This window comes from Sphingomonas sp. AC449 (assembly GCF_979253475.1).
On sequence record NZ_CEEDCZ010000003.1, the window covers coordinates 392335 to 418958 of the forward strand.

The window sequence follows — 26624 nt, forward strand, 5'->3', positions numbered from 1 at the left end:
CCAGAGGTATTCCCATGCTCCGATCCTATTTGCTGACAGGTGCGGCCGTGCCCTGTCTGTTGCTCGCCGTTCCGGCCAGCGCACAGAGGCGCGACATCGCCGTCGACCGCACCGACGCGACGATCGTCGTCACCGGCCAGCGCGACCCCCTCAAGCTCGACGACCAGGCGCAGGCGGGCAGTCGCCTCGGCCTCTCGATCCGCGAAACACCGGCGAGCGTCGAGGTGCTGACACAGGACGACCTGCAGATCCGCGGTCTGCGTACCGCGCGCGAGGCGTTCAACGACGTGGTGGGTGCTATCGCCGGCAACGTGCCGGGCAATCCGGCGGTCGTCAGCCTGCGCGGATTTGCGGGTAACACCGTGTCGATCCTTCAGGACGGGGTGCGGGTTTCGGCGTCGACCGTCGTCCAGCGCGACAGCAACACCTGGCATTATGGCCGGGTCGAGGTGCTGAAGGGGCCGGCATCCGTCCTCTATGGCGAGGGCGCGTTGGCCGGGGTCGTCAACAAGGTGACGCGCAAGCCCGTGCTGGGCGAACGCCATCTCGATACGCTGCTCTCGGTCGGCAGCTTCGCCACGGTCTTTGCAGCGGGCGGGGTCAACCTGCCGCTATCCTCGACGATCGCGGTGCGCGCGGACGCCAGCTACCAGCGATCAGACAGCCTCTATGACGTCGACAACAACGACACGCTCTCGGCCGGACTGACCGCGAGCGCCTTGTGGCGGCCGAGCGACCGCCTTTCGCTGCTGGTCGCGGTCGATCATTTCGAGGATCGCTATGACGCGACCTATCAGGGCCTCCCGCTGATCCCGGGCCAATATGCCCTGCGCCCTACCGACGCCGTCACATCGGCAAGCGGGCTGGTCGCAGATCGCGCGCTCCGTCGGCGCAACTATAACCCTCAGGGCGCCTATTCAGGTGCGAACGAGACGACGATCCGCTCGCGCCTCGACTGGACGATCAACGGCGGATGGAGCGTTGCGCTCGACCTGACGGGCTACACCGCCGACCGTGCGTTCCTGCTGGCGGACAGCCAGAGCTTCGTCGCGCCAACCGCGGCGTTCCCGCATGGCAGCTTCCGTCAGACCTATCAGGACTTCCGGCACGATCACCAGTTCTGGAACGCGCGCGGGGTCGTGGGCAACGACAGCCGTATCGCCGGTCTGCGCAACCGCTTCAGCCTCGGGATCGAACATAACGATACCGATTTCGTCAGCCTGCGACAGACCGCGGCGGCGACAGCGCTGCCGGCGGTGGACGTCCGCAACCCGGCGATCGTCCCCCTGCCCAGCGGAACGGCGATCTTCACCGCGGGCAACGTCACCTTCGACTCGGGGCTGAAGCAGAGCTCGGTGTTCGTGGAGGACGCGCTGAACCTGACGCCCAGATGGCTGCTGGTCGGCGGGCTGCGCTGGGATCACATGGCGCTCGATCGCGCGACGACACAGAATGCGACCGGCGCAGTCGATCGAAACAGCCCGACCTTCGACCCCGTGTCGTGGCGGGCGGGAACGACGTGGGACGTGACCCCGGGGGTGACGCTCTACGCGCAGTACACGACGGCCGTATCGCCGGTGTCGTCGATCCTGCTGGCGTCGATCGCCAACAGCCGGTTCCGGCTGACGAAGGGCCGCGCCTATGAGGCCGGGTTCAAGGCGAGCACCTGGGGCGGACGGGCGAGCGTCACGGGTGCAGCCTACCGTATCGCGCAACGCGATATCCTCACGCGCGACCCCGGCAATCCGGCGCTCGCCGTACAGGGTGGCCGGCAATCCTCTCAGGGTGTCGAGCTGTCCGGTGTCGTCGCGCCCGTTCCGGCGCTGCGACTGTCGGGCGGCGTGTCCTACACCGACGCCCGTTATGACGAATTGTCCGAGCTGGTGGCGGGCGTGCGGATCGACCGCCGCGGCAACCGCCCGATCAACATCCCTTCCACCACGGTCAACGCGTCGGCGCTCTACACGATCGCGCGCAGTGTCACGCTCGGCGGTTTCCTGCGTCACGCCGGTGCGTTCTACACCGATACCGCGAACACGATCCGGGTGGCCGGGCATAGCGTGCTGGACGCCAGCGTGTCGTTCCCGGTCGCGCCGCACGCGACGCTGACGCTGCGCGGGCGAAATCTGACGGACGCGTTCTACGGCGAGTATTCCGGCTACCCGACGACCAACGTCTATATCGGCGCGCCGCGATCGTTCGAAGTCGCACTCGCGACACGGTTTTAAGCATGGCGGGGCATCGCCGATCCGCCGCATCACGCGCGCGCATCCTCGTCCGTCGTGTGCATCTCTGGCTGGGGTTGAGCCTCGGCCTGCTGTTCGTCGTGCTTGGGCTGACGGGGTCGGCGCTGGTCTTCTACACCGGCATCGACACAGCGCTGCATCCAGCGATCCAGGCGCGGCAGAACGATCCCGCGCCAGCCATGACCTCTCCGGTATGGGATCGCGCGCTGGCAACCGGGCGCGCCCGGTGGCACGATACGCAGGGCAAGTGGACGTTCGAGGTGACGCGCGAGAGCGGCGCGATCCAGGCCCGCTACTATCCGGCGCCCGGGCATCACGCCGACCGGACGATGGTCTGGTTCTCGGGCGACGGCAGACATATCGTCCGCGCCGAACCATGGGGCGGCTACCTCATGACCTGGCTCTACGAGCTTCACATGCAGTTGCTTGCCGGTGACGTCGGCGGTCAGGTGGTCGGATGGTCGGGTGTAGCTCTGCTGCTGCTGCTGATCAGCGGCGTCGTCGCGTGGTGGCCGCGAGGGAGCTGGCGCAAGGCGCTCGCGTTCAAGCGCGACGCCGCCCCAATCCGCCGCCTGCGCGACGTGCACAAGCTGTCCGCGCTCTGGAGCATGCCCTTGCTGTTCGTGTTGGTCGCGACCGGCGTGTTGCTCGCGCTGCCATCGGTCACGCAGACGCTGTTGCACCCCGCCCCCATCCCCGCACCGAAGCCACCGGACGGTGGCGCAGGCCGGACCACGATCGTGCAGGCGTTCCGGCTGGCGCAGCGCGCGTTGCCCGGCGGTCGCATCGTCTTCGTCGACATGCCGACCGCCCCGGCTTCGCCGATCCGGGTGCGTCTCCAGATGCCCGGCGACCCCCACCCCCGGTTCCCCGGCAGCTATGTCTTTCTCGATCAGCCCTCAGGCCGGGTGCTCGCAGTGCATGATGTCCGGCGAGGCGGCACCGGTTCGGCCGTCGCGCGCTGGGTCCGTACGTTGCACGATGGCACGGTCGGGGGTTTGGCGACGCGTGTTCTCGCAGTCGGACTGGGCTTCGTTCCCGCGGTGCTGTTCGCGACGGGCCTGCTCCACTGGCTGCGGCGGCGGCGCGCTGCTCGGGGGGGCTGATGCCCGCTCGTCATCGCGCCTGGCCGCGGGTCGCCAAGCGAGGAAGGAGAGGCGGCGAGGACCGCCGCCTTTCCATGACAGCAGCTTACCAGTTCACCCCGAGGCGCGCGTAGAGGTAGCGGCCGTTGAAGCCGAACGGCGAGTAATAGGGGAAGCCCAGCACCCCGGTCGAGTTGTTCGCCGCGATCGTCCGATCCGGATAGACGTCGAACACGTTGCTCACCCCCAGACCGATCTGCGCGCCCTTCGCCGCGGCATAGCGCAGCTCGAGATCGGTGATCGCGTGCTTGCCGGTATGGACGTCGGCGCTGGCGATCGTTCCCGCCTGATTGACGCCGCCATAATAGGTCACGCGGGCGAGCGCGCCGATCTCGTCGAGCGACCAGTCGAGCGTGCCGGTCACCTTTTGCTGCGGTGTCCCGTCCTCGAGCGTCAGGATGCGGCTGCGGGCGAACAGGGTCGGCGCAGGGTTGAGCGTCGCGGTTGAGGTGGGCACGCGCGTCACCTTCACGTCGTTGATGTTGCCGGCCAGCGTGAGGTCGAACGCCCCGGCGGTCGCGGTCCGCAGCCGGTAGTGCGCAACCACGTCAATCCCCTTGGTGGTCGAGGCCAGCCCGTTGATGAAGAACCGCGCCGCCGAGACGTTGAACGGGTTCAGCAGTCCCGCGACCTGCGGGCTGAACGTCGCCGCGATGTTCTCCGACAGGCCGATCTGGTCGCGGATATGGATGCGATAGGCGTCCACCGTCAGGTCGAAGCCGCCGGCGCGGATCACCGTACCGACCGACAGGTTGGTCGACTTTTCGGGCTCGAGCGGCAACCCGCCGAGCGCGGTACCGACCGCGCTGGTCGACGGGTAGGTGCCGGTCTGGATCGGCACGCCGTTGGTCACGACCTGCGCGACCTGCGTGAAATATTGCTGCTGTAGCGATGGCGCGCGGAAGCCCGTCGAGGCGGTGCCGCGCAGCGCGAACCAGTCGGCGATATCGTAGCGCGCCGAGACCTTGCCCGTCGCGGTGGTGCCGAAGTCGGAATAGTCCTCGGCGCGCCCCGCAATCCCGAGCAGCAGCGAGTCGGTCACCTGCGCGTCGAGATCGAGGTAGATGCTGCCGTTACGCCGGCTCCGCTCGGTCGCGTTGAGCGGCGAGAAGCCGCCAAATCCCTGCGCGCCGGGCGCCACGCTGGTACCGGCGGGAATACCGGTGACCGTCCCCGCCACCGGATAGCCGTAGGATGCAAGCTCCCCCGCGGTGATCTTGTACCCCTCACGCCGTCCCTCGATCCCGAAGGCGACGTTGAGCGACTGGAACACGTCGAACTTGCGCGTGACGTCGAGCCCGGCGACATATTGGTCATAGGCGAGCGACCCGTCGTCGAACGTGCGCGGGGTCGCGGTCCCGAAGGCGTAGTTTGCCGAGTTGAGCGTCCGGAAGTCGATCGTGTTGCGGCCATAGCTGAGCGACAGGTCGATATCGAACCCCGCGGCGTCGCCACGCAGCCCCACCGCCGAGTTGATGTCCTTCGACTTGGTGTTGATGATCGGCAGGAAGCCGGCGGAATAGCCCGCCCGATCGAGCAACGGCTGCGCGGCGGTCGTCGCGATCCGCGGGAATGCCGCGCTGCGGCTGTCGCGGTCCTGATAGCCGCCGAACGCATAGACGCTCAGATGATCGGTGAGCGACGTCCCCGCGTTGACGAAGCCGGTATATTGCTCGACCGCGGGATCGCCGTAGCGGCCGGTCACACGGGTCGGGCTGACGCGCGGATCGAAGTCCGCACGATTGGTCGGCAACCGCTTGGTGTACTCGCCCGACACGGTCAGATAGCCGTCCCGGCCAAACCCGATGCCCTGCCATACCGATGCGGTCAGCGCGTGCTCGCCGGTGACGTCGCGGCTGCCGCGCGCGGTGTCGACCTCGGTATTGTAGAAGCCGTAGGTCACCTGCGCGCCGCCGCCGCTGCGCGCCTGGCGCAGCCTGAGATTGACGACACCCGCAATCGCGTCCGAGCCATATTGTGCCGATGCACCGTCGCGCAGCACCTCGATCCGGTCGAGCGCGACGGTCGGGATCGTGTTCAGATCGACCGCCGCCGATCCGCGCCCGACGGTGCCGTTGGTATTCAGCAGCGCCGAGGTATGCCCGCGAATGCCGTTGACCAGCACCAGTGTCTGGTCGGGCGACAGGCCGCGAAGCGTCGCCGGGCGGATTGCGTCGGTGCCGTCGTTGGCGGCGGGGCGCGGGAAGTCGATCGACGGCGCGATCGCCGACAGCGCCGCGCCGAGCTCGGTCGTTCCCTGCCGTTGCAGGCTGGCCCCGCTGAGCACGTCGACCGGCGATGCGCTGTCCAGACGGCTTCGTCCCTCGACGCGCGTGCCGGTGACGATGATGTCGTCACCCTCCTCGGGCGTCGATGTAGCGTCCGCGACGGGTGCCGCCTGCGCCTCTTCGGATTGGCCCCCGACGGGACGTGGCGCCTGCCGTTGCGCCGAAGCGGGGGACGCCTGTCCGGCGGCCGTCGCGAGTGCGGCGGCGGTGAGCAGAAGCTCGGTGACCATCATTTCGTATTACCCCTGTCGAATCCTGCCGCCCGCCCGTGCGCTTGCACAGGCGAGAGCGAGCCGCCGATCTAGACCGAGCCGACCACGCAGGCTGGCTAGAAAAACTTGTGCTGGCAGGGGCTTCGGCTTTGCTGCGCTGCAGCAACGCGCTCTTGCAGGTTCGACCCGGCGATCCGCGTCACTGCGGCTTTCGCGCGCGCCCGGCCCATTTGCTCCATACCGCCGGCGCCGTGAGCATTTTCATGTACACACCGCCGACCACGGCGCGTGCCTGGAACCCGACCTGCGCCCCGTCCTTCGTCTCGTACCAGTCGCTGAGCGGCACGCGACTGGGCGTTTCGCGCATGTAGCGGTGCACCGGCGCGATCAGCTGCTCGAACTCCCCCCGGTCGTCGGTCAGCGTCGCGCTCCAGACGATCCAGTCGAGCTTGGTATAGGTCTTCCGGCTATCCAGCGGCAGGCCGTAGGGCTGCTGGTTCTTCAGGTAGAAACCGACCTCCTGACGCAACAGCGATGCGGGGAACAGGTTGCGGCCCAGCACCTTGTCCCAAGCGAGATTGTATTTCTGGCTCCACGAACCGGGGCGGTCGAATGCCAGCCGTGTATGGTCGCCGTCCTGCGCCATCGTGAGCCACTTGGCGGCCATCTGCCGCGACAGCGCATGATAGCGCGTCGCTTCCGCCTTCTTGCCGAGCAGCCGGGCGATCTCGGCATAGCTGTCGAGCGCACTGATCGCCTTGATCGACAGATTGGTGTTGTGCGCGAGATGGCCGGCAAAATCGTCGGTGCTGAGCTGATTCTCGGGATCGAGGCCCTTGTCGCGCAGATAGGCCGCCCAGCGTTGCAGCAGCGGCCAATAGCGTTCCGCGAAATCGGCATTGCCGCGAATCTTGGCGATCGCGCCGATCATCAGCAGCATGTTGCCGCTTTCCTCGACCGGCATCTGGTCGTTCTCGGTGCGCTCGCCACCGCCATAGACCTGGCCGTTCGCCTGTGGATAGGTGCCAATGTCATGCGGCGCGAAGGGGAAGCGCCAGCGCGGCATCTGCGCATAGTCGAGGATCGGGCGCAGCTGCGCCTCGAGCAGATCGGGATTGAGCAACAGGAAGAAGGGCGACGTCGGATAGGTGATGTCGACCGTGGCGATGCAGCCATTGCTGAAATTCTCCTTGGAGAAATACAGCGGTCGTCCGTCGATGTCGGCGACGAGCTTGTGCGCGGCCAGCGTCTGCCGGTACGCCACCACCGCGATCTCCGCATAGGCACGGCCGCCGACGCGTTCCAGGTCGGCGGTGAGTTCGCGGTCGAATGCCTCGCCGCGTTTGCGCAGAGCGGGTTCTTCCGCCTCCGCCTTGAGCAGGACGTCGGCCATCGTCATGCCGTCGCGCCGCCAATAGGCGGGCAGCCGCCGCTTGAAATACTCGATTCCGTCGATGTCGTCATACGCGATCATCGCGCGCCGCGTGTCCGCGGTCTCGCCGACGTCGCCGAAGTCGACCAGCATGGCCATCGCCGGCCGGTCCTGATGCGCGAGCCGCGGCATCGCCATGTCGTCGGCGTCGGGCATCCGGCCGGACTTGAGGAATCGATCGCGTCCGCTTTCGCCAATCGTCGCGGTCATGGTCCCCGCCTGTCGCGGCACGGCGAGCTGTGCCCAGCCCCAGTCGATGCGCAGATTGTCGCCGACCTTCTCCAACACCTGCTGCGTGTTGGTACCGATCCGCATCACGGCCATGTCGCCGACGCGGCTGGTGCCCCAGACGACGGATTGCTGTTCGTTGTCGACCGCGAGCTGCGCGCTTGCGTCGAAGTACAACTGCACGGCGTGGCGGCGCGCGTCGGTCGCGCGCACCGTCCAGCTCAGATACGTCACCGGCCGCGAGAGCAGATCGAGATCGTCGGGCAGCGCGGGCGTGAAGAACGTCGCGGTCAACCGGACACCCCCGCCTTCATACTCGTAGCTGGTGCGCGTCGGGGTCAGCGCGCGTGACGTCTGCTTCATCGCGTCGCCGGCCCCGCCCCGCCCCATGAAGCGCAGCGGCTTGCCGTCGACACGGAGCCATCCTGTCATTTGCTGGTCCGTACCCGTCCAGTGCCGGGTCGATTGCTCCGTCGTCGTGTCGGCGAGACTCCAGACGCTGAAATACGGATCATGCGCGATCAGCGGGGTCGCGGGCGTGCGCGTCGTCACGGGTTCCTGCGCGACCAACGGCTGCGCTGCGCCGCTCGCGCAGAGAAGGGACAGAGCAACCCGGTGCCGGGCGATCGATCGGAGAAATGCCATCTGGGAAGTCCTTCACGAGGCTTTCGCGCGGCAGATGCGGCGCAGGAAGCGGGCCGGGGCGAGACGGTCCTCACATCGCGCGGAACCTCGCGTGGCTACCGTCGAATGTCGGAGGGATTACGTCCGTTCTTGAACGGCGTGCCGGTCGGGGTCGTGGCATCGAACGTCATCCTTCCCGTGGCGACACATCGATCGTGTGTTCGGCGCCCTTCTCGCCGCTGTGATTAATAAGATAAAGCATTTTCTTGTTATGATTGTGCAAGGGCCGACGCGATCATCGTCACAACGCGGCGGGTCTGACGACCAGCCGATGGCGGATCACCGGGTGCGTTCGCGACGCAGGATCCGCCGACTGACCAGGAGACAGACCAGCCATGCTGGCCCACTGGTCGCAACCAGGATCGCGCCCGGTTGTCCAAGACCGTCGTGAAGCGCCTCGGGCCGGGCCCAGGGCCATGGCCAGGAGAGGTACAGGCCGTAGACGAGCATGGCGAATGGCACGACGGTGCCGACGAGGAGGACTGCGAGCAAAGACGCATTCGGGGCGGTGCGGCTTCGTCTGACGGCGACACCCAGCAACGCCGTGATTGCGGCGGCTGGCGGCACCACGAATACGCTCAGGATCAGGGTCATCATCATACGGCGCAGCATGTCGGTCGAGGAGAACGGCTGCAAGCCATCGCCGCGGATCACAATGCGTTAGTGCAGGCGGGCGCGCGGCCATCCCCGATTTCCCGAACGCCGCACGGCTTTCGCCAACGCCGGTTACAGCATGAGGAGCAGCGGCAGTACCGTTCCAATCACGAGCATCAGGATCGAGACGCGCCGCGTCGCCGCATTGTTGAGCGCGATCATGACCCCCAATACCGACGAGACGATCAGGCCGACCGACAGCAACGCGACAAAGACCTGCATCGGCAGGCGGGACGGCCTGCTCAATGCGGGCGTGGGCTTCGCGATCGGTCGGGCCCGCTCTGCCACGCTCGCGACGGGCCGCTGCTCCTTGCGTTCCGCGCCACGATCGCGGGGCGTTGCGGAATCCTTGTGGACGCTCGCCATCCATACGATCCAGGTCGGCGGCGTACCGCCATAGCCTTTTTCCTCCTGCAGCCGGAATGTCTGCAGCGCGCCGCTGAGCGCGAATAGCAGGATCGCGGGCGTGAAGAACACGCCGATATAATGGTGGATCCGGCGCAACTGCCGCATCGTCTGCGCCTTCATCATGATCATTCCGTCCTTGCCACCTCGTTGGTGAGCGCCGCGGCGCCGAGCTCCAGCCTCGCCGCATGGTCGAGCGCAACGCCGATGTGCGTCAGCTACTGATCGTCCAGATCCGCGGACGTCAACAATATAGGCGGCTCGCCCCCCAGGCGCTTGACGAATTCGCGCCGGGCAATGTGGTGGATTTCATCCTCATGCTCCTCGAACCCTTCCATCGCGGTCTCGGGGTCGATGCCGTCGAGCGCGGGATCGATCAGTTCGGCAAGCGCATCCGCGGTGATCAGGAATTCGACCTCACCCAGATCGGTCGTGCCGACAAAGCCGACGCTTTCGCGTTCCGCAACCCATATGCCGGAACCGCCTTCGAAACGAACGCTGGGCTGCGCCATCGCCGTCAGCCTCCGATCGCGGAAGGCGTTGTAGGAAGACGCTCGGCGAGTGACGCGATGCCATCCCCGGCGAACGACGTCGAGGATACGCCGTCGATCAGGACAGCGCGTTCGGTCGTCAGTACCGCCGCCGCCTTGTGCTCGGGATCGAGGTCGACCCACGCCCGCACCGCACCGGCCAGGTTGGTGACTTCGGGAAGGTCGCCATCGCCCCGGGGCACGTTTTCCAGCGCCGCACTCATGCGCCAGTCGATCTCCGGTGTCTTGGTCGTGTCACCCCAGATCGCCTCGGTCATCGTATTCCCTTTCCGTGGTCGCGTCACTCGCTGCGCACCGATCGCGCAAGACGTGCGTCCGACGCAAGCAGGACGCGCCGATTGGTCCTATTGTTCATTCAAAGCGCGGGATCGATCGCACGCCCGCGCGTTCTGAAGGCGAACGCGGCGACTGCGCCGCAGGAGATCGAGATGCGTACCGTCCAAATCGCGAAAGACACGCATGCGCCCTGCCTCGGACAGGGGACATGGAACATGGGCGAGAACCCTGCACGGCGCGCGGAGGAGATCGCCGCGCTGCGGACCGGTGTCGAGCTTGGCATGACGCTCATCGACACGGCGGAGATGTACGGCGACGGCGCCGCGGAGGAACTGATCGGCGAGGCGCTGGGGCGTGTCCGTGACGATGTGTTCCTCGTGAGCAAGGCGTATCCACAGAACGCGTCGCACGATCGGTTGCAGAGCGCGTGCGAAGCGAGCCTTCGCCGCCTGGGGACGGATCGACTTGACCTGTACTTGCTGCACTGGCGTGGCCGCATACCCTTGTCCGAGACGATCGAGGGAATGCAGGCGCTGACGAAGGCGGGAAAGATCCGTCATTGGGGCGTGAGCAATCTCGATACGCAGGACATGGATGAACTGATCGATGCCGGCGGCGCCGCGTGCGTGACCGATCAGATCCTCTACAATCTCACGCGCCGCGGCCCCGAACGCGATCTGCTGCCCTGGCTTGCAGGCAATGGCATGTCGGCGATGGCGTATAGCCCGGTCGAGCAAGGCAGGCTGATCGACGCTGCGGATCTGGCGCTTATCGGTGCCGACATCGCGGCAACGCCCGCGCAGACCGCGCTAGCCTGGACGCTCCGGCACCCGAACGTCATCGCGATCCCGAAAGCAGCCACGGTCGGGCACGTGCGGGAAAACCGGAACGCCGCCGATCTCGCGTTATCCGACGACATCGTCGCCCGGCTGGATGACGCCTTTCCTGCCCCGCGCGGCCCCGTGCCGCTGGAGATGCTATGAACGCGCGCGGATGCTTGTCGGTCTATCGTCGCAGCGGGCTCTTCGACCGGGAAGCGCGTACAAGACTCGCCATGCTCGCGCAGATCCGGCTGCAGGCACCAGAAATCACGCAGGCAGATCAGCCGTGACGAAGACCTTGACGATCCGTGGCGAGAATATCGTCGATATCCCCACCTTCTATGCCGAGATCAACCGGGTCTTCATGGCGGGAGAGGATTGGCAGTTGGCCAACAGCCTCGATGCGTTGGACGACCTGCTCTATGGTGGCTATGGCGCGATCACGGGACGCGAGCCGGTCCGCATCGTCTGGCAGGGCATGGCGCAAAGCCGCGCGGCGCTCGGCGTCGAGGCGACGCGGGCTTTCCTGTCCGAGAAGATGCAGAGGCCCGACATATTCAACGTGACCGTGATCGGTCGTCAGCTCGACGCGCTGCGCCACGGCACGGGACAGACCTATTTCGAAATCGTGCTCGAGATCATCGGAGATCATCGAAACATCGAGCTCGTGCCGGCGTGACCCGAGAGGCTCGGGATCGACCGGCAGCCAATGACAAAAGGACGATTATGATGGTGCGTACGATCGGATTGATAGCGGGGGTCATCGCGCTCGGCGGATGCACGACCGGTGCAGGCGTGGGGCCGCAAGCCGGCGTACCCTCGAAACCGCAAATCCGCAGCGTGACCTACGCGATGACACCGTGCCACGGGACCTGCCCGGTCTATACCGTGACGGTCGCGGCCGATGGCGCCGGCGTTTTTACCGGCACCAGCAACACGGCGACGCTCGGCGAACACCGGTTCAAGGCGACACCCGCGCAGGTCGACGATTTCTTCACGCGGTTGCAGCCCTATCTTCCAGAGGGCGAACGGCTGCTGACCGGGCCGGATCGCTGTCGAATGTACGCGTCGGATCTGCCGTCCGCGGACGTGCGATGGACCGACGGCAGCCGCTCGGGTCACCTTCTGTACGACTATGGCTGCGACCGCGAGACGCACCGCGCGATGGCGGACGCGTTGCGGGCCGCGCCGCAGGCGTTGCCGATCGCCGCGTTGATCGGCAATCGCTGACGTGCCTGATCGCACCGCGCGATAATTGCGGCGGCGACCAAGGCCAGGCCTCACCGGCGTCGTCTTTGGTTCAGCTTGGCCCCGCTATCCACGGTGCGACCTCGAGGGAGATACGCGATGAAGACGATTATGGCCGGCACGTTGGTGGCATTGCTCGGGCTCGGTGCCTGTGCCGCTACCGGAGCCGCGGACCTTGGCCAAACCGCGGCGTGCAAGGCGGATGCCGCCGCGACGCTGGCAGGGCAAGCCGCTCCGGACGACGCCGCCATCCTCAAGCGCACGGGGGGCACGATCGTCCGCCGCATCGCGCCGGGCGATCCAACGACGAGGGACTACCGCATCGAGCGCGTCACCGTCACGATCGCCGACGGCCGCATCGTTTCCGCAACCTGCGGCTGAACGCAAGGACATGGTCAGGTCAAGCCTGCTCCTGACGGTGGCGGCGCTGCTCGCAGGCTGCGCGGCGCAGCGTCCCATCGAGGGTCCGGTGCGCCTGGGCCAGATCGCCGCCGTCAACGGACCACGCGTGAGAGCCGACAAGGTGGTCGAGGACAGTCGCTGTCCGGTCGACACCCAGTGTGTCTGGGCCGGGCGTCTCGTGGTGCGGGTTACCGTTCTGGGCGGTGGGTGGTCCAGGCAACTCGATCTGACGCTCGGCAATCCCGTCACTGTCGCCGATGGCAGTCTGACGCTTGTAACCGCGACGCCGCCCAAACGATCGGGCGGGCGACGCGACAAGCCCCTGCCCTATCGGTTCACGTTCCAGTTCCAGGGCGGGCTGTGAGCATCTGCACGGGTCAACCTATAGGCGGAGAGGCTCACCGTTGCCCTCATCCATTGACGATGCTGGCGGCATGCGCTTCGTTGCGGAAAATGAGCTTGGAGCAGACATTATGGCGTATCCTGTTGATCGACGTTCGCTGCTCGCCGGTGCCGCGCTGGGTGGCGTGACGCTCGCAAGCGCCGACGCGCGTGCGCAGTCCCGCCCCGGGCCAGCCACCCGACAGGTCATCTACGAGCTTCGAACCTATCATCTGGTCAACGGCCCGATGCGGGCACGCCTCGACGCCTATCTCCGCGAGGCCTTCATCCCCGCCGCAAGGCGCGCGGGGTGCGGTCCGGTGGGGGTATTCACGGTCGCCATCGGTGAGGGCAGCCCGAGCGTCCTCGTCCTCGTCACGCATCCCTCGATGGCGGATTTCCTTGCCATGCCCGACAGGATGGGCGCTGACGCGCGCTATGCCAAGGCGGCCGAGCCGTTTGCCAACGCCACGCCCGAGGCGCCGCCCTACGCCTCGATGGACGTGAAGTTGATGCGCGCCTTCCCGCACGTCCCGGACCCCGAGATTCCGGACGCCACCAGTGGCAACGCGGCGCGCATCTTCGAGTTGAGAACGTATTACAGCCATAGCGACAAGTCGGGCGCCACCAAGATTGACATGTTCGACACCGGCGGGGAGATTGCGATATTCCGCCGTACCGGCCTGACGCCGGTCTTCTTTGCCAAGGACCTGACGGGGCATCGTCTTCCCAGCCTGACCTACATGCTGACCTTCCCGGATCTTGCGACGCGCGAGCGGAACTGGAAGACATTTGCCACGGATCCGGCCTGGCGCACGCTGATCGCGACACCGGGACTTACCGACCCCGAAATCACCACGGGAATAGGAAACCAGATCCTGGCTCCGACGCCCTATTCGCAAATCTGACCGGCCCGACGGGCTTGGCTCTGCCACGATCACGCCGACGAAACCTTCGCCATTCGCGTTCGCAACGTCGCCACCACGCACCCATTGGACGCAGCCGGACGCGTTTAGGGCTTTTCTACTGACCTATTATCGTGGAACATGTGCCCCTGATCGTACCGCGCCAACATCCAAAGGCGACGGACCAATCCTTTGGAGAGACCCATGCGTAAGACGGCATGCATAGCCCTGGCCATGTTGGCATTGACCGGATCGACGGTCGCTGTCGCGAAGGATGGCACCGCGAACACGCTCACCGCGCGCGAGCGGTCGGCCGGGTGGAAACTGCTGTTCGACGGTCGGAACCTCGACGGCTGGGGCTCCTTCTCGGGCGGCGCACCGTCGCCGGCATGGCAGGTGCGCGACGGTGCGCTCGAACTGACCGCGACCAGCGGCAAGATGAGCGGCGGCGATCTCGTCACCGCCGATCGATACGGTGCGTTCGAACTGACGCTCGACTGGAAGGTCCAGGCCGGCGGCAACAGCGGCGTCCTCTATCTCGCGCGCAATCTGCCCGAAACCAAGCAGGTCTACGAGACGGGGCTCGAGATGCAGGTCCTCGACGACGCCGGCCATCCCGACGGCAAGATCCCGTCGCATCATGCGGGCGCGCTCTATGACATCACGATCCCGCCAACGGGCATCTCGCACCCCGCCGGGCAGTGGAACCACGCCCGCCTGCTCGTCGAACCGGGTCGTATCCGGCAATGGCTCAACGGCACGCCGACCGCCGACACGTCCTATGGCGACGAAGCCTGGCGCCAGCGGGTCGCCGCATCGAAATTCGCCAAGATGCCGTTCTTCGGCACATTCGGGGACGGCGTGATCGCGTTGCAGGACCACGGCGAGCCGGTCGCATTCCGCAACATCAAGATCCGCCGCATCGGCCCCAGCGCGAAAGCAGGCTGATCATGATGCCCCTCGCTGCCGCCGCCACCGAGTCGTCCTATGACGTGATCATCGTCGGCTCTGGCGCGGCGGGCGGCATGGCCGCGTTCAGCCTGACCAAGTCGGGGCTTCGCTGCCTGATGCTCGAGGCCGGGCGCGATTATGATCCGCAGGCCGAAGTGAACATGTTCGCCCCCGAAAGCGATGCCCCGCTGCGCGGCGCGTCGACGCCCGACAAGCCGTTCGGCTATTTCGACGCGACCGTCGGCGGTGGCTGGCAGATCGACGGCGAGCCCTACACGATGCGCGAAGGCTCCGATTTCCGCTGGTACCGCCCGCGGATGCTGGGGGGACGCACCAACCATTGGGGCCGCCACGTTCCCCGCTGGGGCGCGTATGATTTCAAGCCGTTCTCGCGCGACGGCCTCGGCGTCGACTGGCCGATCGGCTACGACGACGTCGCGCCCTTCTATGATCGTGTCGAGCGCATGATCGGCGTCAACGGTGGCCGGCTCGACCTCGAGAACCACCCGGATTCGCCCGCAGGCTGCCTAATGCCGCCACCGCGGCCGCGTGTCCCCGAAATGCTGATCAAGGCGACTGCGGAAAGCCTCGGTATCCCCGTACGTTCGGCGCACACCGCGGTTCTGACGCGCGACATGCCCGACCCCGTCGCGCCGCGCAAAGCGTGCTTTAACGCCACGCCGTGCACCCGCGGCTGCACGATCGGCGCGATGTTCCAGACGACGACGTCCTTCCTGCCGATGGCGAAGGCGACCGGCCGGCTGACGACGATCACCGACGCGATGGTATCGCGCGTGACGATGGCGACGCCCGGCAAGGCCGCCGGCGTCGAATATGTCGACCGCAAGACCGGACAGCGCCATCAGGTCAAGGCGCGCGCCGTGGTGCTGGCCGCGGGTACCGGTGAGACGACGCGCCTGTTGCTCAATTCGGGCGAACGCGGACGCGGGCTGGCGAATGCGTCGGGCGAGCTGGGGCGCAACCTCACTGATTCCACCGGCGCCTCGTTCCGCGCCTATGTTCCCGCACTCGCGGGTCGCCCCCGTTACAACGAGGACGGGATTGGCGGTCAGCATATCTACATCCCGTTCTGGCTGTACGAGCAGCAGAAGCGTGGCGAGCTCGACTTCGCGCGTGGCTATCATTTCGAGATTGGCGGCCGGTTCGGCGTCCCGCCCGCCGAGGCCTTGCCGAGAGCATGGGGCGCGGCGCTCAAGACGGCGGTCCGCAACACATCCGGCTCGACGATCGCCCTCACGCTGCGCGGCGAGATGATCCCCAACAAGGACACGTTCTGCGAGATCGATCCGGTCACGAAGGATCGGTTCGGCATCCCCGTCCTGCGCTTTTCGTTCCGCTGGTCGCAGAACGAGATCAACCAGGTCGCGCATGGTCGTCGCACCGCGCACGCCGTCTTCAAGCGGATGAACGCGACGATCCTCGATCCCGATTTGCCGCCCGAACAGATCATGACCGCGGGCGGGGAGATCATCCACGAGCTCGGGACCGCGCGCATGGGAGCGGATCCGCGATCGTCCGTGGTCGACGGCTATGGTCGCGCGTGGGAAGTCGACAATCTGGTGCTGATGGACGGCGCGGTCTTCGCATCCGGCGCACACAAGAACCCGACGCTGACCATTCTCGCGCTGGCGCTGCGCGCGTCGGAGCGATTGGCCAAGCGTATCAAGACAGGAGCGTTCGCATGACGCTTTCCAGACGCACCACGATGCAGTGGATGATGACCGCGGCGCTGCTTCCGCTCGCGCGCTGGTCGCCCGCGGACGCGGTGCCGGCGGGCAGCGGGACCGCGGTGGCGTTCGACACGGTCGCGGGCTGGCCGTCCGTCCCCGCCGCCGCACCGGCAAAGGGGTATGGCCGCGACCCGAACCTGATGGAACCCAAGGTGCCATGGCCGCTGACGTTCAGCAGCGGACAGCGCGGCGTCGTCGATCTGCTCGGCGACATGATCCTCCCCGCCGATGCCGTATCGCCCGGCGCCGGGGCGCTGGGGGTCGGTGCGTTCATCGACGAATGGATCAGCGCGCCCTACCCGGTCCAGCGGGCGGACCGGCAGAAGATCCTCGCCGGTCTCGGCTGGCTCGACGCACAGGCGAGCATGCTGCACGGCAAGCCATTCGCCGCGATCACCGTGCAGCAACGCGGCGCGATGCTCGACGTGCTGAGCACCGCCGCCCCCAAGGCCAGCATGACCGCGCCCGTTGCGTTCATGGACACGCTGCGCAAGCTGTTCGTGCTGGGCTTCTACAGCCTGCCCGAAGGCAAGGCCGACATGGGATATATCGGCGACACGCCAAGCGAAGGCCCCTATCCCGGCCCGTCGCCGGAAGCGCTCGCGCATTTTGCCAAGCTGATCGGCGCAATGGGGCTGACATACGCCCCCGTCTAGCGGGCTGCGTCGATTACTCGCCCATCGCAGTCGCCTCGCGCGCCGCTTGAGTCAAAGCGAGTATCCGAAGATCACCAGAACCGACTTCTTCAGGCGACCGTCACCGCCCTGGGCCGCGCCGGATATGAACTGTCCGACCCCGACATAGGGATCATTCCGGCCGATCAGGAATTCCGAATACACCTTGATCCGCTTCGATCGCTTCGACGACCAGACCGCCCCGATATCGAGCCGTTCGCTATCCTTGAAGCCGCACGCATCCTTGAAGAAACGGCCGTAATTCACATAGGGGGCAATGTCGAACGGCAGGCTTCCCGTATCGATCGATCGGCCGATTTCGCCGAATATATAGGTTCCCTTCGTCGCGATGTTGTACGACGCATCGAACCCGCCGACGGTGATCATGTCGTTGCGGCCCGGATTGCGCGGATCGATGTCCTGCCGCGCGACCAGCGTCTTGGCATGCCAGGCGCCTTTGCTCCCGGTCAGGCTTGCCGCGAGGATACGCTTGCTGCCGTCCGCGCGCGTATCGAAATTGTGGATCGTCGAGAACCAGCCCGAGATCGTGGCGCTCAGCTTCGCATCCGCGGTCGCCGCCAGCGTGTAGCTGGCATTGCCGATCAGCATGTTGCGTTCGTCGTTGCGCGAGCCGTCCGGAACATAGCTGTCGGCCCTGGCGATGTTCGTCGAATAGCGCGACGAGTCCGAGCTGATCCCGGCACCGGCCGGTCCGCTGGCGGGAAAGAAGCCGAGTTCCACGCGATAGCGGGGTGTCTCATGGCGGAACTTTACGCCAAGATTATAGGTCTCCTCGAACCCATAGACGAACGCCAGGTCGTTGAGGATCGATGATCCCCAATACCGGTCGTCGAACGGGACCGGCTGCACGCCGGCGGTCAGGCTGTCGGCTTCGGTCAGATTGACGCCGCCATAGGCGTACATCAGGAACCGCACCTCGCCCGGATAGTCGCGGTACCCGGCCGGCTTGCCATAAATGAAATTGCCCCCGAGGAACCGGTATTGCGCCGACCCGAACACCGTGTCGGACGTATAGTCCGCGGTCAGCGCCAGCGTATCGAACGAGAGATGGCTCGACGTTCGCGGCTCGCCACTCGCGGCCACGTCGTTGAAGCGGAGGTCGTACCGTCCCCGCAGCGTCGCACCGACTTTCAGGCCTTTCTTCGGCGATGCGGGCGGTGCGACGTCCGGCTTGGCAATTGGCGGCGACGCGGCCTCCCCGCCATCGGCCGTCGCCTCATCCGCATTGCCGGTCGGTGACGGGGCGCCCTGCGGGCACGCCGCGCCGGGAACGCATTGCTGTTCGATGACGATCGGAACGGGCGGTGTCCAGGGCATGCGTTCTCCTTCGCGGAGATGACCTCCGCGTCGCTGATTTCGAGATGTTCCGGGCTGGCGGCCGCTAGGTCGCGGTGGTCGGCATCAGGCTCCGCTCGCCCACCACCGCCAGGCCGTAGCCCGACAGTGCCACCAGCGTTCGGTGCGTGTTCGTCAGGAGGATCATCCGCTCGACGCCAAGCTCGGTCAGGATCATCGCGCCCACGCCATAGTCGCGAAGCTCCTCCATGTCGGACGGCGACAGGATCCCCGCACGCGCCTTCAGCGCCATCGAGAAGCGATCGTCTCGCTGCCGATTGATCGCGATGACGACGCCGGCGCCTTCTTCGGCGATCATCCGCATCGATCGCTCGAGCACGTCCATCCCCTGTCCGTCGCCGGCAAAGATGTCGGTCAGCGCCGAGATCGCGTGCATCCGGACCAGCGTCGGCTCCTCGGGATCGAGCACACCCTTGACCAGCGCGATCTGCTCGGTGCCGGTCGCGCGGTTGCGATAGGTGATCGCGCGCCACTCGCCGCCCCATCGGCTGTTGAACGTCACCTCGGTACATTTCTCGACGAGATGATCGTGACGACGGCGATACGCGATCAGATCGCGGATCGTGCCGACCTTGAGCCCGTGAAGCTGCGAGAAACCGATCAGGTCGCTCAACCGCGCCATCGTGCCGTCGTCATTCATGATCTCGCAGATGACGCCGGACGGGTTGAGCCCGGCCAGCCTCGCGACATCGACCGCGGCTTCGGTATGGCCTGCGCGGACCAGCACGCCACCGTCGCGGGCGATCAGCGGAAAGACATGGCCGGGCGTGACGATCTCGCTCGGGCCGTTGGCGGAGTCGATCGCCACCGCAATCGTTCGGGCGCGATCGTTGGCAGAGATGCCCGTGGTGACCCCGACGCGCGCCTCGACCGAGGTGGTGAACGCGGTCTCGTGCCGCGTGCCGTTCTTCGGCGCCATCGGCTGAAGCCCGAGCTGATCGACCCGGTCGCGCGTCATCGCAAGGCAGATCAGCCCCCGGCCATAGGTCGCCATGAAGTTGATCTTTTCCGGCGTCGCCATCTGCGCGGGAATGATGAGGTCGCCCTCATTCTCGCGATCCTCATCATCGACGAGGATGAACATCCGGCCGTTCCGCGCCTCCTCGATGATCTCCTCCGGCGAGGACAGGAAGTTCGGACGTAGGCGGGTCATCGTGTCGGGGGCCATGGCGTCCCTCCTGCAGGCTGGATCGGTGAAATGGCGGCTCGCGACGTCGGTCATCGCGGCGTCACCATGGCGGGGGCGGCTACTTCGGCTGTACGTTCGGACTTGCCCGCGCCGAGGCCGAGATAGAGCGCGCCGGTCACGATCGGCGCGAGCAGCCAGCCAATATCCATCCCGCCGATCGATGCCGCGAACGGCCCCGTGTAGATCGCGGAACTCAGGAACGGCAGCTGCACCGCGATGCCCGCGAGATAGGCGATCGCCGCCCTGACGTTGAGGCGCCCGTAGATGCCGCCATCCGCCTCGAAGAACGAGGCGATGTCGTATCTGCCCTTCCGGACGACGTAGAAGTCGATGATGTTGATCGTCGCCCAAGGCGCCAGCACCACCATCAGCCCGATGACGAAGCCGATGAACCGGGGCACGAACGTGTCGGCGGACGTCGTCGCGACGCCGAGGCAGCCACCGAGCACGATCACGGACAGCACGATCCGCGCCCTCCGCCCCGGCATCCATGACGCCACGAACGTCTGCGCCATGGTGATGAGCGACAGGACGGCGCCGTAGATGTTGAGCGCGTTGTGGCTGACAATGTTGAAGATGAAGAGGAGCATCAGCACCGGGGCTAGCGCACCGACCGCGCCACTGACCTGAGTCATGGGATCGGCGCCGACGGGGGCGCCGGCAACCGCCATCGCGCCGAGTATGAACGACGCGGCCGCGCCCAGCGCAGCGCCGGCGAAGCTCGCGAGGAACGGCCCCCGGATTCCGACGCTCGGCGGCAGATAGCGCGAATAGTCCGACGTGTAGCAGGCATAAGAGATGTGCCACACCGCCCCCAGCGAGAACATCGCAAACCAGCCCGCCATCGTGAACCCGCCGCGCCAGACGATTTCGGACGAAAGGCCCTCGGTCAGGCTGAACGCGGCATAGAGCAGGCCGAGGCCCATGAACCACATGCCGACCCGGTTGAGCAGGTGGATGACGTTATAGCCGAGGATCCCGATCCCCGCCGCGGCCGCGGCGGACAGCACCGCGCCGACCGGAAGCCCGATCCCCGGCACCAGCGCGTGCACCGACTTCGCCGCCAGCACGATGTTCGAGGTGAAGAAGCCGACATACAGCAACGTCGCAAACGTCACGACGAGCAGCGCGCCATAGCGGCCGAACTGCCCCCGGCTCTGGATCATCTGCGCCAGGCCCATCTGCGGCCCTTGTGCGGAGCATGCCGCCAGCACCAGCGCGCCGACGAGATGCCCGAGGATGATCGCGGAGATGCTCCAGCCCAGCGAAAGGCCGAAGACCTGGATCGCCATCGCACCGGTCACGACCGGCAGTGGCGCGATGTTCGTGGTGAACCACAGGGTGAACAGGTCGCGCACGCGTCCATGTCGCTCGTCAAGCGGCACGAAGCCAATGCTGTTGGCTTCAATGGTGGCGGCTGGCGCCTCTCCCGGGGTTGCCATGGTCAGCAAGTCCTCTTATCATTTTTGGTATACCATCGGACGGTATGTCCTGCTAAGGATTGATGCAAGTCAAAAAACATAGGGGTTCAATCATGCCCCTGAGGAAAGGATCGACGGATGAAGTTCTCGCTCTTCCTGCATATGGAACGCTACGACGAGGCGATCTCGCACCGTCAGCTTTACGAAGACCTGCTCGCGCTCTGCGACCTCGCGGAGGAAGGCGGGCTCCACAAAGTGTGGATCGGCGAGCATCATTCGATGGAATACACGATCTCGCCGAACCCGATCCCGCTGCTGGCCGCGGTGGCGGAGCGGACCAAGAACATCCGGCTGGGCGCGGGCACGTTCATCGCCCCCTTCTGGCACCCGATCCGCATGGCGGGCGAAGCGGCGATGCTCGACGTCATCAGCAACGGCCGCGCGGAAATCGGTCTGGCGCGGGGCGCCTACCAGTTCGAGTTCGACCGCATGCTGAACGGCGTGTCGGCCAATGACGGCGGAAAATATCTGCGCGAGATGGTGCCGGTGGTCCTCAAGCTGTGGGAGGGGGATTACGCGCATGACGGCGAGATCTGGCAGTTCCCGGTGTCGACCAGCGTGCCCAAGCCCGTCCAGACGCCGACGCCGCCCATCTGGATCGCCGCGCGCGATCCCGACTCGCACAAGTTCGCGGTTGCGAACGGTTGCAGCGTGATGGCGACGCCGTTGTTCAAGAACGACGACGAGGTGAAGGATCTCGCGCGCAAGTTCGACGAGGCCTGCGCCGCCAGTCCCGACGTACCGCGGCCCCAGTTGATGATCCTCCAGCACGCGCATGTTCAGTCCAGCGACGCGGATGGTCAGCGCGCCGCCGAGGCCATCTCGCTGTTCTTCCGGAATTACGGCGCCTGGGCGAGCAACAAGAAGCCCCCGGTCAATGGCTTCCACCACGACATCGCGCCGCTCGACGCCGAACGATTCCCCGACTTCGTGCCCGAGCAGCTGCGCCAGAACATCATGATCGGCACACCCGAGGAGGTCATCGCCCGCCTCAAGACGTATGAAGCCCTAGGGGTCGACGAATACAGCATCTGGCTCGACAACACGATGTCGTTCGAGGAAAAGCGCGACTCGATCCGCCGGTTCATCGATCAGGTGGCGCCGGCCTTCGCGTGATGCCCAAGGCCTATTGGATCGCGCGCGTCGACGTCACGGACGCCGATGCCTATGCCACCTACATGGCGCTTGGCCCGGCCGCGCTGATCGCCAATGGCGGCAGACTGCTGTCGCGCGGCGGCAGCGCGGTTGCGCTGGAGGGGCCCCCGCCCCGCCAGCGCAACGTCGTCATCGAGTTCGAGAGCATGGCGGCGGCGCTCGCCTGTCATGCATCGCCCGAATACGGCGCCGCGCGTGCGGCCCGGACGGGTGCGGCCGAGGTCGAGATACTCATCGTGGAAGGACTGTCAGAATGACGATCGATCGGACTACCAGCGCGGCTTTCGACCGTGGCCTGGCCACCAGGCGCGAAGTGCTCGGGGATGCGTATGTCGACAAGGCGCTTTCCGCGGCGGACGACTTCAACTGGCCGATGCAGGAACTGACGACCGAATATTGCTGGGACCATATCTGGAACAGGCCGGGACTTGATCGCCGCAGCCGCAGCATCCTCAACCTCGGCATGATTTCCGCGCTCAACCGCGGGCACGAGTTCAAGGCGCACATCCGTGGCGCGCTCGCGAACGGCGTGACGCGCGAGGAACTTCGCGAGATCCTGCTGCAGATCGCGGTCTATGTCGGCGTCCCCGCCGGGGTCGACAGCTTTCGCCTGGCCCGCGAAGTGTTTGCGGAGATCGACGGGGAAGCCTGACGCGCAAAGCCTGGCATCGTGGCAAGTGCGGGGTTGCGCACCTGTCACGTATCCCCGCCCCTGCGCTGTTCCGGACGGCGCCTCTACAGCCCGCCCATCATGACATATTTCAGCTCGAGATATTCGGCGATGCCGTGGCGTGATCCCTCGCGCCCCTGTCCCGACGCCTTGATCCCCCCGAACGGCGCGACCTCGGTCGAAATCGCCGCCTCGTTCAGCCCGACCATGCCATAATCAAGCGCCGCTGCGACGCGCATCGCGCGGCCGATGTCGCGGGTATAGGCGTAGGCGGCGAGGCCGAATTCGGTATCGTTCGCGAGGCGGATCGCTTCGGCTTCGTCCGTGAACCGGATGACGCCCGCGAGCGGACCGAACGTTTCCTCGCGCGCGATCACGGCATCGGCCGGCACGTCCGCGATCAGCGTGGGCAGATAGAACAGCCCCTCCCCCCGCGTCCCGCCCGTCACCAGACGACCGCCACGGCGCACCGCATCGGCGACATGGTCGTCCACCTTGACCACCGCGCGCTCGTTGATCAGCGGCCCGATCGTGCTGCGCGGATCGGTGCCACGGCCGACGACGAGGTCCGCCATCCGCTCGCGCAGGCGTTCGACGAAGCGATCATGGACCGAATCCTGAACGAGGAAGCGGTTGACGCAGACGCAGGTCTGGCCTGCGTTGCGGAACTTCCCGAGCATCGCACCCTCGACGGCGGCCTCGAGATCGGCATCATCGAAGACGATGAACGGAGCATTCCCGCCAAGTTCGAGCGACAGTCGCTTCAACGTCGGCGCCGCCTGCGCGAACAGCATCCGGCCGACCGGCGTCGACCCGGTGAACGACAGCTTGCGCACCACCGCGCTGTCCATCAGCGCGCCGCCGATCGCGGCTGCGTCGCCCGTGACGACATTGAAGACCCCCGCCGGCACCCCGGCCTCTTCGGCGAGTGCCACGAGCGCCAGCGCTGTGAGCGGCGTCTCGGGCGCGGGCTTGAGGATCATCGTACACCCGGCCGCGAGCGCCGGGGCGACCTTGCGCGTGATCATCGCCGCGGGGAAGTTCCACGGCGTGATCGCCGCGGTCACGCCGACGGGCTCGTGCCAGACGAGGATGCGCTGGCTGGCCTTTGGCGCCGGGATGATCTCGCCATCGACGCGCCGCGCCTCTTCCGCGTACCAGCGCAGGAAGCTGGCGGCGTAGACGATTTCCCCCGCCGCTTCGGCGAGCGGCTTGCCCTGTTCCGCGGTGAGGATCTGCGAAAGCGCATCGCGGTGGTCGTGCATCAGCGCGTACCAGCGCATGAGGATATCCGCGCGCTCCATGGCGGGGCGCGCGCGCCAGTCGACCAGCGCGCGCTCGGCCGCGGCGATCGCACGTTCGGTATCCTCGCGCCCGAGATGCGGGACGGTCGCGATGACGTCGCCCGTGGCGGGATCGTGGACGGGACTTCCCTGCCCCGTCGCCGCGATCCACGCGCCGTCGATCAGCGCATGGTCGCGAAACGGATGAAGCGTGCGCACCGTCATGCGGCTTCCAGCACCGGTGCGGGATGATCGGCCATGCTGCCCCTGTGATAGATCAGTACGGGGCGTTCGGTCAGCGCGATACGCCGGACCGCGCCGATGACGATCGCATGATCGCCACCGTCATAGTCGCGCCACAGCGTGCATTCGATGACGCAGGCGACGTCCGGGAGCACGGGATTGCCGAGCTCGCTCAGCGTCCAGTCGAGCGCGGCGACCTTCTCGGTCCCCTTCGACGCGAAGGCCATGGCGAGATCCTGCTGTCCGGCCGCGAGAATATGGATGGCGAAGCTCTGCCGGCTGAGGAGATGCGGGTAGGTCGCCGATGTCAACGCGGGGCACACCAGCACCAGTGCCGGGTCGAGCGACAGCGAGGTGAATGCGCTGGCGGTAAACCCGGCGATCGCGCCATCGGGATCCAGCGTCGTGACGACGGTCACGCCGCTGGGGAAGCCAGCCATCGCCGTGCGAAACTGGGCGGGATCGATCGAATGGTTTGTCATGTCTCTCTCCTTCAGCGCATCACGAACGGGTCGCCCATCGGTTGATCCGACAGGTTGACCCAGACGGTCTTGAGTTCGGTGTAATCGAGGACGGCGTGGATACCGCCCTCGCGGCCATAGCCGCTGGCGCCATAGCCCCCGATCGGCGCCATCGCCGACACGGCACGGTAGGTGTTGACCCACACGATGCCCGCATGGACATCGCGCGCCATCCGGTGGCCGCGTGCGAGGTCGCGCGTCCAGACGCCGGCGGCCAGCGCATAGTCGGTTCCGTTGGCAAGGCGGATCGCGTCGTCTTCATCGCTGAAGCGCATGATCGCGGCCACCGGTCCGAACACCTCGTTCTGCACGATGTCGAGATCCGCCGACCCGCATTCGAGCAGCGTCGGCTCGTAATACCATCCGGACTGCGCCGCGGGCCGCTTGCCACCGGCGAGCACCGTCACGCCCTGCTCGCGCGCCCTCGCGACCATCGTCTCGACGATACCGAGTTGCTGCTCCGTCGCCATCGGTCCCATGTCCGACGACGGATCGAGCGGATCGCCGATCGAGATGCGTGCGATCCGTTCGCGCAGCGCGGCGACGAACCTGTCATAAATGCCGTCCTGCACGAGCAAACGCGACCCTGCGACGCAGCTCTGGCCCGAGGCGGCATAGATCCCCGCGACCGCACCGTTGACCGCGCCTTCCAGGTCCGCGTCGTCGAAAACGATGTTCGCCGACTTGCCACCGAGTTCGAGCGACAGCTTCGCGAAATTCTCCGCCGTTGCGCGCACGACATGGCGTGCGGTCGCGGCGCCGCCGGTGAAGGCGACGCGACGAACCAGCGGATGACGCGTCAGTGCCGCGCCCGCGCCCGCGCCGAACCCCGTCACGACGTTGACGACGCCGTCGGGGAAGCCGGCCCGTGCGACCAGTTCGGCAAAGCGCAGGATGCTGGCCGATGCGTGCTCGGAGGGCTTGATGACCAGCGTGTTGCCTGCCGCCAGCGCGGGCGCGAGCTTGATCGCGGTCAGATAGAGCGGGCTGTTCCAGGGCACGATCGCGGCGACGACGCCGAGCGGCTCGTGGATGGTGAACGCGAACATGTCCGCCTTGTCGATCGGCAGCGTGCTGCCCTCGAGCTTGTCGGCCAATCCTGCTGCGTAATGGAAGAATTCGGGGAGATAGGCGAGCTGTCCGCGCGTCTCGCGGATGAGCTTCCCATTGTCCCGGGTCTCGAGTTCGGCGAGTTCGCCCGCGTTCTCGGCAACCAGGTCGCCGAGGCGCCGGAGGAGCTTGCCGCGCGCGCTGGCGGTAAGCCCGCGCCACGCGGTCGAACGGAAGGCGGCATCGGCGACGCGCACCGCGTGATCGACATCCGCGGCATCGCCGTCCGGAAGCGTCGACCAGGCCTCGGCCGTTGCCGGGTTGATCGAGGCATAGGTTGCCCCCGACGCGGCCGGGACCGATTGCCCACCCACGAGCATCTGGAACGTGGTGGTCGTCAT

At 66.5% G+C, this 26624-nt stretch carries 26 protein-coding genes; 14 read left to right on the forward strand and 12 right to left on the reverse strand.

Features of this window, described 5'->3' with window-relative positions; all coding sequences use genetic code 11:
• Positions 1 to 14: 14 nt before the first annotated feature.
• Both AC0CH3_RS08335 and AC0CH3_RS08340 read left to right on the forward strand, forming a co-directional pair.
• Complete coding sequence (locus tag AC0CH3_RS08335; protein ID WP_354300203.1) at positions 15 to 2228, forward strand: TonB-dependent receptor; 2214 nt, start codon at positions 15 to 17, stop codon at positions 2226 to 2228.
• Positions 2229 to 2230: 2 nt separating this feature from the next.
• Positions 2231 to 3352 carry a PepSY-associated TM helix domain-containing protein gene (locus tag AC0CH3_RS08340; RefSeq protein ID WP_354300205.1) on the forward strand — a complete coding sequence of 374 codons (1122 nt, stop codon included), beginning with the start codon at positions 2231 to 2233 and terminating at the stop codon, positions 3350 to 3352.
• 85 nt (positions 3353 to 3437) lie between these two features.
• Here AC0CH3_RS08340 and AC0CH3_RS08345 read toward each other — a convergent pair whose 3' ends face one another.
• From AC0CH3_RS08345 to AC0CH3_RS08370, 6 genes are all read right to left on the reverse strand, one after another.
• Positions 3438 to 5912 (reverse strand): TonB-dependent receptor plug domain-containing protein, encoded by a 2475-nt coding sequence (locus AC0CH3_RS08345; RefSeq protein ID WP_354300207.1) that lies wholly within the window; start codon positions 5910 to 5912, stop codon positions 3438 to 3440.
• A gap of 178 nt (positions 5913 to 6090) precedes the next feature.
• The gene (locus AC0CH3_RS08350; RefSeq protein ID WP_465237765.1) at positions 6091 to 8196 is read right to left on the reverse strand and encodes a glutaminase family protein; all 2106 of its coding nucleotides are present in this window, start codon (positions 8194 to 8196) and stop codon (positions 6091 to 6093) included.
• A gap of 318 nt (positions 8197 to 8514) precedes the next feature.
• The gene (locus AC0CH3_RS08355; RefSeq protein ID WP_354300213.1) at positions 8515 to 8889 is read right to left on the reverse strand and encodes a hypothetical protein; all 375 of its coding nucleotides are present in this window, start codon (positions 8887 to 8889) and stop codon (positions 8515 to 8517) included.
• A 72-nt stretch (positions 8890 to 8961) separates the two neighbouring features.
• Complete coding sequence (locus AC0CH3_RS08360; RefSeq protein WP_354300215.1) at positions 8962 to 9420, reverse strand: hypothetical protein; 459 nt, start codon at positions 9418 to 9420, stop codon at positions 8962 to 8964.
• A gap of 92 nt (positions 9421 to 9512) precedes the next feature.
• A complete protein-coding gene (locus tag AC0CH3_RS08365; protein WP_354300217.1) occupies positions 9513 to 9806 on the reverse strand; it encodes a DUF1488 family protein in 294 nt (97 codons plus the stop codon).
• A gap of 5 nt (positions 9807 to 9811) precedes the next feature.
• Positions 9812 to 10102: a hypothetical protein gene (locus AC0CH3_RS08370; protein WP_354300219.1), complete on the reverse strand. Its 291-nt coding sequence runs from the start codon at positions 10100 to 10102 to the stop codon at positions 9812 to 9814.
• Positions 10103 to 10273: 171 nt separating this feature from the next.
• Between AC0CH3_RS08370 and AC0CH3_RS08375 the strand changes: the two genes are divergently transcribed.
• From AC0CH3_RS08375 to AC0CH3_RS08415, 9 genes are all read left to right on the forward strand, one after another.
• Positions 10274 to 11104, forward strand: coding sequence for an aldo/keto reductase (locus AC0CH3_RS08375; RefSeq protein WP_354300221.1), 831 nt, complete (start codon positions 10274 to 10276; stop codon positions 11102 to 11104).
• A gap of 124 nt (positions 11105 to 11228) precedes the next feature.
• Positions 11229 to 11621: a barstar family protein gene (locus AC0CH3_RS08380; RefSeq protein WP_354300223.1), complete on the forward strand. Its 393-nt coding sequence runs from the start codon at positions 11229 to 11231 to the stop codon at positions 11619 to 11621.
• Positions 11622 to 11671: 50 nt separating this feature from the next.
• A complete protein-coding gene (locus AC0CH3_RS08385; RefSeq protein ID WP_354300225.1) occupies positions 11672 to 12172 on the forward strand; it encodes a DUF6438 domain-containing protein in 501 nt (166 codons plus the stop codon).
• Positions 12173 to 12289: 117 nt separating this feature from the next.
• Complete coding sequence (locus tag AC0CH3_RS08390) at positions 12290 to 12571, forward strand: I78 family peptidase inhibitor (RefSeq protein ID WP_354300227.1); 282 nt, start codon at positions 12290 to 12292, stop codon at positions 12569 to 12571.
• A 10-nt stretch (positions 12572 to 12581) separates the two neighbouring features.
• The gene (locus AC0CH3_RS08395; protein ID WP_354300228.1) at positions 12582 to 12956 is read left to right on the forward strand and encodes a hypothetical protein; all 375 of its coding nucleotides are present in this window, start codon (positions 12582 to 12584) and stop codon (positions 12954 to 12956) included.
• A 70-nt stretch (positions 12957 to 13026) separates the two neighbouring features.
• Entirely contained in the window at positions 13027 to 13881 is an 855-nt protein-coding gene (locus tag AC0CH3_RS08400) for an NIPSNAP family protein (protein ID WP_354300230.1), read from the forward strand.
• A gap of 201 nt (positions 13882 to 14082) precedes the next feature.
• Positions 14083 to 14826 carry a 3-keto-disaccharide hydrolase gene (locus AC0CH3_RS08405; protein WP_056023713.1) on the forward strand — a complete coding sequence of 248 codons (744 nt, stop codon included), beginning with the start codon at positions 14083 to 14085 and terminating at the stop codon, positions 14824 to 14826.
• Positions 14827 to 14828: 2 nt separating this feature from the next.
• Positions 14829 to 16535: a GMC family oxidoreductase gene (locus AC0CH3_RS08410; RefSeq protein WP_354300232.1), complete on the forward strand. Its 1707-nt coding sequence runs from the start codon at positions 14829 to 14831 to the stop codon at positions 16533 to 16535.
• Entirely contained in the window at positions 16532 to 17236 is a 705-nt protein-coding gene (locus AC0CH3_RS08415) for a gluconate 2-dehydrogenase subunit 3 family protein (RefSeq protein WP_465237766.1), read from the forward strand. The genes AC0CH3_RS08410 and AC0CH3_RS08415 overlap by 4 nt, the downstream gene beginning before the upstream one ends.
• Before the next feature lie 51 nt (positions 17237 to 17287).
• Here the strand turns inward: AC0CH3_RS08415 and AC0CH3_RS08420 are convergent, their stop codons facing one another.
• From AC0CH3_RS08420 to AC0CH3_RS08430, 3 genes are all read right to left on the reverse strand, one after another.
• Positions 17288 to 18592, reverse strand: a complete 1305-nt coding sequence (locus AC0CH3_RS08420; protein ID WP_354300236.1) for a hypothetical protein — start codon at positions 18590 to 18592, stop codon at positions 17288 to 17290.
• A gap of 64 nt (positions 18593 to 18656) precedes the next feature.
• Entirely contained in the window at positions 18657 to 19799 is a 1143-nt protein-coding gene (ribB, locus tag AC0CH3_RS08425; protein WP_333993770.1) for a 3,4-dihydroxy-2-butanone-4-phosphate synthase, read from the reverse strand.
• 50 nt (positions 19800 to 19849) lie between these two features.
• The gene (locus AC0CH3_RS08430) at positions 19850 to 21262 is read right to left on the reverse strand and encodes a purine-cytosine permease family protein (RefSeq protein WP_465237767.1); all 1413 of its coding nucleotides are present in this window, start codon (positions 21260 to 21262) and stop codon (positions 19850 to 19852) included.
• Positions 21263 to 21379: 117 nt separating this feature from the next.
• On the opposite strand from AC0CH3_RS08430, the gene AC0CH3_RS08435 reads away from it, so the two are divergent.
• The 3 genes from AC0CH3_RS08435 to AC0CH3_RS08445 are packed head-to-tail and all read left to right on the forward strand — an operon-like array spanning position 21380 to position 23108.
• On the forward strand, positions 21380 to 22417 hold the full coding sequence (locus tag AC0CH3_RS08435; RefSeq protein ID WP_465237768.1) for an LLM class flavin-dependent oxidoreductase: 1038 nt from the start codon (positions 21380 to 21382) through the stop codon (positions 22415 to 22417).
• On the forward strand, positions 22417 to 22713 hold the full coding sequence (locus AC0CH3_RS08440; RefSeq protein ID WP_354300244.1) for a DUF1330 domain-containing protein: 297 nt from the start codon (positions 22417 to 22419) through the stop codon (positions 22711 to 22713). The genes AC0CH3_RS08435 and AC0CH3_RS08440 overlap by 1 nt, the downstream gene beginning before the upstream one ends.
• On the forward strand, positions 22710 to 23108 hold the full coding sequence (locus tag AC0CH3_RS08445; RefSeq protein WP_354300246.1) for a carboxymuconolactone decarboxylase family protein: 399 nt from the start codon (positions 22710 to 22712) through the stop codon (positions 23106 to 23108). Before AC0CH3_RS08440 ends, AC0CH3_RS08445 begins: the two co-directional genes overlap by 4 nt.
• Before the next feature lie 83 nt (positions 23109 to 23191).
• On the opposite strand, the gene AC0CH3_RS08450 is transcribed toward AC0CH3_RS08445, so the two are convergent.
• Genes AC0CH3_RS08450 through AC0CH3_RS08460 form a run of 3 tightly spaced genes read right to left on the reverse strand, consistent with a single transcriptional unit; the run spans position 23192 to position 26624 of the window.
• The gene (locus tag AC0CH3_RS08450) at positions 23192 to 24634 is read right to left on the reverse strand and encodes an NAD-dependent succinate-semialdehyde dehydrogenase (RefSeq protein ID WP_354300248.1); all 1443 of its coding nucleotides are present in this window, start codon (positions 24632 to 24634) and stop codon (positions 23192 to 23194) included.
• On the reverse strand, positions 24631 to 25134 hold the full coding sequence (locus AC0CH3_RS08455; RefSeq protein ID WP_354300249.1) for a flavin reductase family protein: 504 nt from the start codon (positions 25132 to 25134) through the stop codon (positions 24631 to 24633). The genes AC0CH3_RS08450 and AC0CH3_RS08455 overlap by 4 nt, the downstream gene beginning before the upstream one ends.
• An 11-nt stretch (positions 25135 to 25145) precedes the next feature.
• Positions 25146 to 26624: an aldehyde dehydrogenase gene (locus AC0CH3_RS08460; RefSeq protein WP_354300251.1), complete on the reverse strand. Its 1479-nt coding sequence runs from the start codon at positions 26622 to 26624 to the stop codon at positions 25146 to 25148.

Bases quoted from the DNA above. Each gene is read 5' to 3' on its own strand.
- AC0CH3_RS08335 (WP_354300203.1), top strand. From the start codon at position 15: ATGCTCCGATCCTATTTGCTGACAGGTGCGGCCGTGCCCTGTCTGTTG.
- AC0CH3_RS08340 (WP_354300205.1), top strand. From the start codon at position 2,231: ATGGCGGGGCATCGCCGATCCGCCGCATCACGCGCGCGCATCCTCGTC.
- AC0CH3_RS08345 (WP_354300207.1), bottom strand. From the start codon at position 5,912: ATGATGGTCACCGAGCTTCTGCTCACCGCCGCCGCACTCGCGACGGCC.
- AC0CH3_RS08350 (WP_465237765.1), bottom strand. From the start codon at position 8,196: ATGGCATTTCTCCGATCGATCGCCCGGCACCGGGTTGCTCTGTCCCTT.
- AC0CH3_RS08360 (WP_354300215.1), bottom strand. From the start codon at position 9,420: ATGATGAAGGCGCAGACGATGCGGCAGTTGCGCCGGATCCACCATTAT.
- AC0CH3_RS08365 (WP_354300217.1), bottom strand. From the start codon at position 9,806: ATGGCGCAGCCCAGCGTTCGTTTCGAAGGCGGTTCCGGCATATGGGTT.
- AC0CH3_RS08370 (WP_354300219.1), bottom strand. From the start codon at position 10,102: ATGACCGAGGCGATCTGGGGTGACACGACCAAGACACCGGAGATCGAC.
- AC0CH3_RS08375 (WP_354300221.1), top strand. From the start codon at position 10,274: ATGCGTACCGTCCAAATCGCGAAAGACACGCATGCGCCCTGCCTCGGA.
- AC0CH3_RS08385 (WP_354300225.1), top strand. From the start codon at position 11,672: ATGGTGCGTACGATCGGATTGATAGCGGGGGTCATCGCGCTCGGCGGA.
- AC0CH3_RS08390 (WP_354300227.1), top strand. From the start codon at position 12,290: ATGAAGACGATTATGGCCGGCACGTTGGTGGCATTGCTCGGGCTCGGT.
- AC0CH3_RS08395 (WP_354300228.1), top strand. From the start codon at position 12,582: ATGGTCAGGTCAAGCCTGCTCCTGACGGTGGCGGCGCTGCTCGCAGGC.
- AC0CH3_RS08400 (WP_354300230.1), top strand. From the start codon at position 13,027: ATGCGCTTCGTTGCGGAAAATGAGCTTGGAGCAGACATTATGGCGTAT.
- AC0CH3_RS08405 (WP_056023713.1), top strand. From the start codon at position 14,083: ATGCGTAAGACGGCATGCATAGCCCTGGCCATGTTGGCATTGACCGGA.
- AC0CH3_RS08410 (WP_354300232.1), top strand. From the start codon at position 14,829: ATGATGCCCCTCGCTGCCGCCGCCACCGAGTCGTCCTATGACGTGATC.
- AC0CH3_RS08415 (WP_465237766.1), top strand. From the start codon at position 16,532: ATGACGCTTTCCAGACGCACCACGATGCAGTGGATGATGACCGCGGCG.
- AC0CH3_RS08420 (WP_354300236.1), bottom strand. From the start codon at position 18,592: ATGCCCTGGACACCGCCCGTTCCGATCGTCATCGAACAGCAATGCGTT.
- ribB (WP_333993770.1), bottom strand. From the start codon at position 19,799: ATGGCCCCCGACACGATGACCCGCCTACGTCCGAACTTCCTGTCCTCG.
- AC0CH3_RS08430 (WP_465237767.1), bottom strand. From the start codon at position 21,262: ATGGCAACCCCGGGAGAGGCGCCAGCCGCCACCATTGAAGCCAACAGC.
- AC0CH3_RS08435 (WP_465237768.1), top strand. From the start codon at position 21,380: ATGAAGTTCTCGCTCTTCCTGCATATGGAACGCTACGACGAGGCGATC.
- AC0CH3_RS08440 (WP_354300244.1), top strand. From the start codon at position 22,417: ATGCCCAAGGCCTATTGGATCGCGCGCGTCGACGTCACGGACGCCGAT.
- AC0CH3_RS08445 (WP_354300246.1), top strand. From the start codon at position 22,710: ATGACGATCGATCGGACTACCAGCGCGGCTTTCGACCGTGGCCTGGCC.
- AC0CH3_RS08450 (WP_354300248.1), bottom strand. From the start codon at position 24,634: ATGACGGTGCGCACGCTTCATCCGTTTCGCGACCATGCGCTGATCGAC.
- AC0CH3_RS08455 (WP_354300249.1), bottom strand. From the start codon at position 25,134: ATGACAAACCATTCGATCGATCCCGCCCAGTTTCGCACGGCGATGGCT.
- AC0CH3_RS08460 (WP_354300251.1), bottom strand. From the start codon at position 26,624: ATGACGACCACCACGTTCCAGATGCTCGTGGGTGGGCAATCGGTCCCG.